The following is a 5,187-nucleotide window of genomic DNA, read 5'->3' on the forward strand; positions in this document are numbered from 1 at the left end:
ACGGTCCGCCGCGCCTCGTCCGCTTCCTCGCGGGTCACCGTCCCCGCGTACGCCGCGCGCTCGTAGGCCTCGCCCACCACCTCGGCGCGCTCGTCGAGTCCCCGACGCCGGAGCGCCGAGAGGTACGCCCGCGGCGTCTCCCCGGGTCGCCGCTCGCGGTACCGACGGGCGAGCAGGTGTTCGAGGTCCGCGAACGCACGTTTCGCGTCCGCGTTCGGGTCGCCCGTCCGCCGCGGGATCAACGGTCCGAATCTGCGGATCGCCCGACGCCTAACGCCCGCGTGGCGACCGGCGACGACGGCGGCGGCGACGACGAGGAGCACGTACGCCCCCGTCTCGGGAATAAGCGGCAGGCCCCCACCGGGAGACGTGGAGCGTCCGGCCGCCGAGGAGTTCGTCGACGCTGACGTCCCGTTCTCGGCGGTGATCCGCGTCTCCGTCTCCGGCAGTCGCCCGGTGATGCCGGCCGTCGTGTTGCCGGAGGAGTTCGCGTTTTCCGCCGCCGAGGCGTTCCCGGTCGACGACGCCGAGTCGTCCCCGACGGACTCGGCGGTCACTTCGGGCAGTGACGCCGTCGTGTCGACGTCCGTCTCGCCGTCTGCGCGCGCCTCGGCGAGCCGCGTGGCGCGGGCCTCGTCGCGTGCGTCTGTCGGCGTCGGGTCGAACGACACCCAGCCGTGGTCGGGGACGTATATCGACACCCAGGCGTGCGCGTTCTGGCCGCGCACGACGTACCGATCCTCGCCGACCGCCTCGCCCGTGGTATACCCCGTCTCGAGCCGCGCCGGAACCCCCTGCGAGCGCAACATCGCCACCATCGTCGTCGCGAAGTACGTGCAGTAGCCGGCGTCCATCTCGAAGAGGAACGCGTCGGCGATGTCGCCCTCCGGCCGCTCGACGGTCAGCGAGTACTCGTACTCCGACCGGAGGTACCGCTCGATCGCGACCGCCTGGTCGTAGGGCGTCTCCGCGTCCGCCGACGCGAGTATCTCCTCGGTCCGCTCGCCGACCCGGTCCGGGGTGCTGTCGGGCAGCTGCGTGTACCGGTCTTCGAGTTCTGGGTCGTAGTCCGTGCTCGCGTTCCGGAGCGCGTCCGGGTCGGCGTCGGGGACTCGGCTCTCGACTCTCACCCGGTCGCCGGAGCGGAGCGGCGCCGCGAGCCGGAGCGTCCCCCGCTCGTCGACCTGTACCGCCCCGGCGCCCACGCCCTCGACGTCGACCGCCTTCCAGGGCGCCGGCAGCAGGGTCTTCTCCGTCCGGGCGGTGACGGTGACGCTCACGTCCTCGGTCTCACCCGGCGGGCCCGCGAGGGGGCCGTCGACGCTGGAAGGCTCGCCCGATCGCACCCAGCCGTCGCCGGTGTAGGTGTCGTACGCGCCGGTGTGCCAGTTCCGCTCGACCGGACTCTCGATCGTGTACCGGACCTCCGGCGAGAGCCGCGTCGACCCGACGATATCGAGCTCGTCGTCGCCGCTCAGCGTCGACTCCAGTCTCGGGTTGTTGTCGACGCCCCACGGCTGTGCCGCGCCGGCGGGCCCCACGGTGACGGTCGCGCTCGTGATGAGCATTGCGACCACCACGACCCCCAGGGTGTCCGCGTGCCCCCGGAGCCGGCCGGGCGTCGAGAGCGTCGAGAGCCCGACGGCGAGCGCGATACCCGCGGCGCCCGCGATCGCGGCCGTCGCCCCGGCGTCGCCGGTGAGCACGAGGAACACCAGCGTCCCTTCGGCGACGCCCGCCGCCGCGACGTGTCGCCCGCGTCCCGCGAAGTAGCCGACGAGAAAGGTCGGTACCGGCGCCACCGCGAGCACCCAGACCTCGGCGAGCGTCAGCCGGAGCACGGAGAGCCCGGTCGACAGCGCGACGGTATCGAGGACGACGCTCCGGACCGAGAACAGCGCGCGCCGGCTCTCGGGGATCGCGAAGTAGTAGCCGGCCAGCCCGACGACAAGGAGCAGCGCCGCCAGCCGCAGGGCGGTCCGGTCGTCGACGACCCGCGCCAACACGAGTCCGCCCGCACCGGCGACCGCAACCGCGACCGCCGTCCGCGTCGTGCCGCCGACGATGTCGGTTATCCCGAAGAACGTACCGAGGTACGCCGCGGTGACCACGACGACGCCGACGACCGCCGGGTGCAGGAGACCACGTTCGAGAGACGACGACAGCCTCACCGCGGCGTCACCCCCGCTGGGGCCGTCTCGTCGGAGACGTCTCCGCGCGACGCTTCGGTCCGATTACGGTCGTCTCCGCGGCGGATTCTATCCCCGCCTTTCTCGCCTCTTTTACCTCTCTCGCGGCCCCGTTTCACGGTGGCCTCCCGGCGGAGGTCGTCGAACGAGACGGTCCGGTCGCCGGTCCGGAAGCGCGCTCCCTCGCGTCCGCGACGACAGTTACGTCGGCCTCGTCGGTGACGGTTCCCGCGCCGGTCCGGGCGGCCAGTTCGAGCACGCTCCGTCGCCCGCGATCCCCGGGATCGGCCGAGACCGACCCGGCGGGCAGCCGTACGTCGACCGAGACGCCGTCGTCGAGCAGCGCGATCGCGAGGCTGGCCGTCGCTCGCGCGAGCGCGTCTGCGGCCTCACGCCGGTTGCGACCGTCCCGGTCGCGATTGTCCGCCTCATCCCGTCCACGGTCGTCCGCCTCATCCCGTCCACGGTCGTCCTCGCGATCGTTCTCGCGAACGTCGGTCCCGCCGGCGATCGTCACGTGGGTCCGCGCCGCCTCCGCGGCGAACTCCTTGACGATGATCTGATCGCGCTTGGCGGTCGTCGGCCAGTGGACGTCCCGGAGCGCGTCGCCGCGCGCGTACTCGCGGAGGCGGTCGAACTCCCCGCGCCGCCGTCCCACGTCGACGTCGTTCGCCGCGTACAGCTCCCGGCGGAATCTGGCCGGGATCGGGTCGCGCTCGGGGTAGACGGTCACGGTGTCGGTGGCGTCGATGACCGTCCGGCGCTCGAAGAGCCCGAACACGTCGGTTGCCGTCAGTTCGACGGGCCCGAACTGCCGAATTCCGCGGGAGAGGTACCGGACCCGGTAGGTCGCGGGCTCGGTCCCGACGGCGGTCCGAACCGGCTCGGCCGGCCCCTCAAGCCCCTCGTCGACCCGGTCGACCACGTCGGCGAGGAACGACGGTCCGTCTCGCTCCGGACCGGCGTCCTCGAACGACAGCGTGACCTCGCCGGTCTCGCCGACGACTCCCTCAGACGGCGTCGACCGTCGGACGCTCGGGTCGGCGATCCGCGCGACCTGCACGTAGCCGGCGACCAGCGCGACGACCCCGGGGAGGACGACCGCCTCGACGGCCCGACCGCCGGCCGCGACGGCGCTCGCCGCGACGAGCGCACAGGCCACGACGACGAGGCCCCCTCGCCGACTGACGGAGATCGTCGCCATCGCGATCACTCCACGTCGACGCGGTCGAGCGCGTCGTCGACGACGGCCGCACCCGTCTGCTCTGACTCGGTCCTGATCCGATGCGGGAGCACCGTCGGCGCCTCGGCCTGCACGTCGTCGGGGATCACGTACCCGCGGCCGGCGACGGCCGCCCGGGCCTGTGACGTCCGCAACAGCGCCAGGCTCCCGCGGGGGCTCACCCCGAGGTCCGCGTGCTGCCGGGTGTGCGCCGAGAGCCGCGCCACGTACGTCCTGACGGCCGTCGACGCCTCGATATCGCCGACGACCGCGCGGGCGCGTCGGACGTCGGCGATCGTCGCGACCGGTTCGACCGACTCCACCGGGTGGTCGCCGGCGAGCCGATCGAGGATCGCCGCCTCCTCGTCGACCTCGGGGTACCCGAGACGGATCTTCTTCGTGAACCGGTCGACCTCGGCGACGGGCAGCTCGTAGGTCCGACCGGGTTCGACGTCGTTCTGGGTCGCGATCACGCAAAACGGGTCCGGGAGCTCCCGGGTCGTCCCGTCGGTGGTCACCTGGGACTCCTCCATCGCTTCCAGGAGGGCGGACTGCGTCTTCGGCGGTGCACGGTTGATTTCGTCGCCGAGCACGACGTTCGCGAACACCGGCCCGGGCTGGAAGTCGAACTCTTCGGTGCGTCGGTTGTACACGTTGACGCCGGTGACGTCGGCGGGGAGGAGATCCGGGGTGAACTGGACCCGTTTGAACGAGCCGTCGATCGAGCGGGCGACCGACTTCGCGAGGGTGGTCTTTCCCACGCCCGGGACGTCCTCGATCAGCAGATGGCCGCGGGCCAGCACCGTGACGAGCACGTGCTCGACCGCCTCGCGCTTCCCGAGGATCACGTCTTCGACCTCGTCGACGATTCGCTCGACGAGGGCGGAGACCTCGTCCGGCCCGGTCGTGCTCGCGTCGTCGCCGATCACGTCCGCCGTTTCGGTCCCGCCCGCGACGGGACCCGTTTCAGCCGGATCGGTCATACGGGTGCGGGTTCGATCGGGGCGCCCACTGTGCTGCACAAAACCGTGCGATCAATCATCATGGTTATCGATGTAACACCAGTAAGGGAAGAAGCGGCATATGCGTTCCGCCGCTAAACCCGTCGGAATCGGGACCGATCCTCGTGTCCAGTCGCGACTGGTCCTTCTACGATCGCCTGACGTTCCGCCCGGTCGGCTCGCCGAACGACTCGGCGCCGGTGACGGGGTCGCGCTCGTAGACGACCTCGCCGCGGACGACCGTCAGCTCCGGGAACACGCCCCGTAACCCCTCGAACGGCGACCACCCGCAGGCGCTGTGGAGCGCGCCCGCCTCGATCTCCCGCGGACTCGTCAGGTCGACGAGGACGAGGTCGGCGTCGGCGCCCTCGGCGACGCGCCCCTTCGCGGGGAGCTCGAAGATCGACGCCGGGTTCGCGGCCACGACGTCGCGGACGCGCTCGACCGACAGCTCTCCCTGCCGAACCGACTCCAGGAGCAGCGGGTACAGCGTCTCGACCCCCGGGACGCCGCTCGGCGCCGCGACGAGCCCCTGTCGCTTCTCGTCGACCGTGTGGGGCGCGTGGTCGGTGGCGACGACGTCGATGTCGCCGTCGCGAAGCCGATCGAAGACGGCGGCGCGCCGCGACTCCGAGCGCAGCGGGGGATTCATCCGCCCGAACGTCCCCAGCCGGTCGGCGTCCTGGCGTGACAAAAAGAGGTGGTGCGGCGTGACCTCGCAGGTGAGCCGCGGCGAGGCGGACGCGGAGCGATCGCGCGTCTCGACGACCGCGTC

At 72.0% G+C, this 5,187-nt stretch carries 3 protein-coding genes and 1 pseudogene; all 4 read right to left on the bottom strand.

The features are described from left to right. Window positions 1-2,171: transglutaminase domain-containing protein (locus tag GJ633_RS13600; protein ID WP_321169089.1), on the bottom strand; the 2,171-nt coding region annotated here is incomplete at its 3' end. Further along, window positions 2,168-3,393 (bottom strand): annotated as a pseudogene (locus GJ633_RS13605) (DUF58 domain-containing protein). The gene GJ633_RS13600 and the pseudogene GJ633_RS13605, both read right to left, overlap by 4 nt. A gap of 5 nt (window positions 3,394-3,398) precedes the next feature. Then, on the bottom strand, window positions 3,399-4,394 hold the full coding sequence (locus GJ633_RS13610; protein WP_156589248.1) for a MoxR family ATPase: 996 nt from the start codon (window positions 4,392-4,394) through the stop codon (window positions 3,399-3,401). 166 nt (window positions 4,395-4,560) lie between these two features. Next, a partial coding sequence (locus GJ633_RS13615; RefSeq protein WP_156589249.1) for an amidohydrolase family protein occupies window positions 4,561-5,187 on the bottom strand: 627 nt, incomplete at its 5' end.

The sequence above is a fragment of the Halorubrum sp. CBA1125 genome, assembly GCF_009742825.1.
Taxonomy (GTDB): Archaea; Halobacteriota; Halobacteria; order Halobacteriales; family Haloferacaceae; genus Halorubrum.

Bases quoted from the DNA above. Each gene is read 5' to 3' on its own strand.
- GJ633_RS13610 (WP_156589248.1), bottom strand. From the start codon at position 4,394: ATGACCGATCCGGCTGAAACGGGTCCCGTCGCGGGCGGGACCGAAACG.